Source organism: Bacteroidota bacterium (assembly GCA_034723125.1).
Classification (GTDB): Bacteria; Bacteroidota; Bacteroidia; order CAILMK01; family JAAYUY01; genus JAYEOP01.
Window position 1 is genome coordinate 1 of sequence record JAYEOP010000430.1, and the last position, 2,135, is coordinate 2,135.

Annotated in this window: 2 protein-coding genes; both read left to right on the top strand. The window is 29.6% G+C overall.

Features of this window, described 5'->3' with window-relative positions; translation table 11 throughout:
• Positions 1 to 57 precede the first annotated feature (57 nt).
• Entirely contained in the window at positions 58 to 1,392 is a 1,335-nt protein-coding gene (locus tag U9R42_11440) for an ATP-binding protein (GenBank protein MEA3496637.1), read from the top strand.
• 2 nt (positions 1,393 to 1,394) lie between these two features.
• Positions 1,395 to 2,066, top strand: a complete 672-nt coding sequence (locus U9R42_11445) for an RloB family protein (GenBank protein MEA3496638.1) — start codon at positions 1,395 to 1,397, stop codon at positions 2,064 to 2,066.
• Positions 2,067 to 2,135: the final 69 nt, after the last annotated feature.

Below are 2,135 nucleotides of genomic sequence, written 5' to 3' on the forward strand. Positions count from 1 at the left end.
AAGCGTGATTGATATGAGAATATTTCCTTACTTTGCACCGAATTAAAACAAACTATCATGTTAATTAGATTTAATGTTGAGAATTTTCTGTCTTTTAATAAGAAATCTGAATTTTCACTTATAGCAAATAAAGAAAGAAGACTTTCTACCCATTATCATAAAGGAAAAGGAATAAATATTTTAAAGTCTGGAGTAATTTATGGTGCAAACGCTTCTGGAAAATCAAATTTTGTGAAAGCAATAGACTTTTCAAGAAGAGTAATAGTAAATGGAATAAACAAAATTAATCCGGTAAATTGTCATTACCGTCTGAAAGAAGGTAATAACTCCATGCCTACAATTTTTCAATATGAATTAAAATCAGGGGATAAGTATTATTCGTATGGATTTGCTGTAATATTAAAGGATAGTCATATAATTGAAGAATGGTTATATGAAATAGGACAAAACAAAGAGAAGAAAATATTTGACAGGTTTGTAAATAGTAAAAATAAACATGAGATTGATATTGCTATTAAATTAAGTTCAAAAGCAAAAAAAAGATTTGATGTGTATCGAGAGGATTTTCAAGATTCAGACAATCTTCTTTTTTTGAGTGAAATGAACAGAAAGAGTATTAACGATTTTAGTGAGGCTGTTGATTTCAAGAATGTTTTTAACTGGTTTAAAAAGAAACTTACTGTAGTATTTCCTAAATCCAAATATACAGGTCTGAATTTTATTGGTGATGACGATGAAATGTCAAAGACTTTTAATAGTTTTCTCAATGTTTTTCAAACCGGAATTCATAATGTAACATCTGAAGAAATAGATTTAGAAAGTTTCGATATACCAAAACAAATAAAAGAGGATTTAACAAAGAATATTGAAAAAGCGAAATCTATTATTTTTGAAATCAATGGAATCACATATTCTTTAAGGCAAAATAAACAAAATGAATATAAGGTTAAAAAAATAGGTTTAGAACATATCGATAATTTAGGAACTCCAATTGTTTTTGATATTGAAGACGAATCTGACGGAACGCAAAGATTATTTGATTTCATACCTGCATTACATGAAATGACAAAAACTGATTCTGTATTTATTATTGATGAACTTGACAGAAGTTTACATTCAAAATTAACATACGGAATCTTTGAAATATTTCTTGAATTAACAAAGAGTAATGAAAGTCAATTGATTGTAACAACTCATGAATCACTATTGCTGGACTTAGAACTATTACGTAGAGATGAAATCTGGTTTATTGAAAAAAATAAAAATGAGTCACGCTTATTTTCATTAGATGAATTTAAAGTAAGAAATGATAAAATAGTCCGAAAAGACTATTTGCTTGGCAGATATGGAGCAATTCCAATATTCAAGAGTTTTAAGAACTTAAATTTCTAGTTATGCCAGGTAGATTGAGGATTATAAATGAATTTGGGAAAAGGGCCATAGAATCGGGCAGCCAAAACACAAAAGAAGTTTACCTTATTTCAATAGCCAGTGAAGGCAAAACAGAGGAGCAATATTTTGATGGCATTCATGACTTAGATTCTTCTGAAATCATTAAGGTTGAAAGGCTTGTGAAAAGTGATAAAACAGACACGAAAAGCCATCCCAATCATGTGATTGACTTGCTCGATGAGAGAAAAGAATATTGGGAAGAACACGGTATTGAAGCCAATGAATTATGGATGGTGGTTGATAGGGACAGGCAAAATGTTAGTAAGGAACAATTAAACTCTATTATTGATAAATGCAAATTAGAGGGATATAATCTTGCATTATCAAATCCTACATTTGAATTTTGGTTACTCCTGCATATTACCGATTTACAAAAATATTCCGTTGATGATTTGCTCTGTAACGAAAAAGTAAATAAAACCAGACGTTTTATAGATAAGGAACTTTCACTTATTCTAAAAGGATATAGTAAAAAGAACTTGAAATTTGAAAGGTTTGAAGATGGAATAAATGATGCCATTATTCGTGCAAAGAAAATGCAAATTAGAAATGAAAATTTGATTGACGAATTAGGCACAAGTGTATGTTTGTTGGTTGAGAAACTAATAAAATAACGAAATGCCAATCAAGTAGGCGGCTGATCCGTACGAACCAGTATTCCTTCGTTAAACCTACGGTTATCC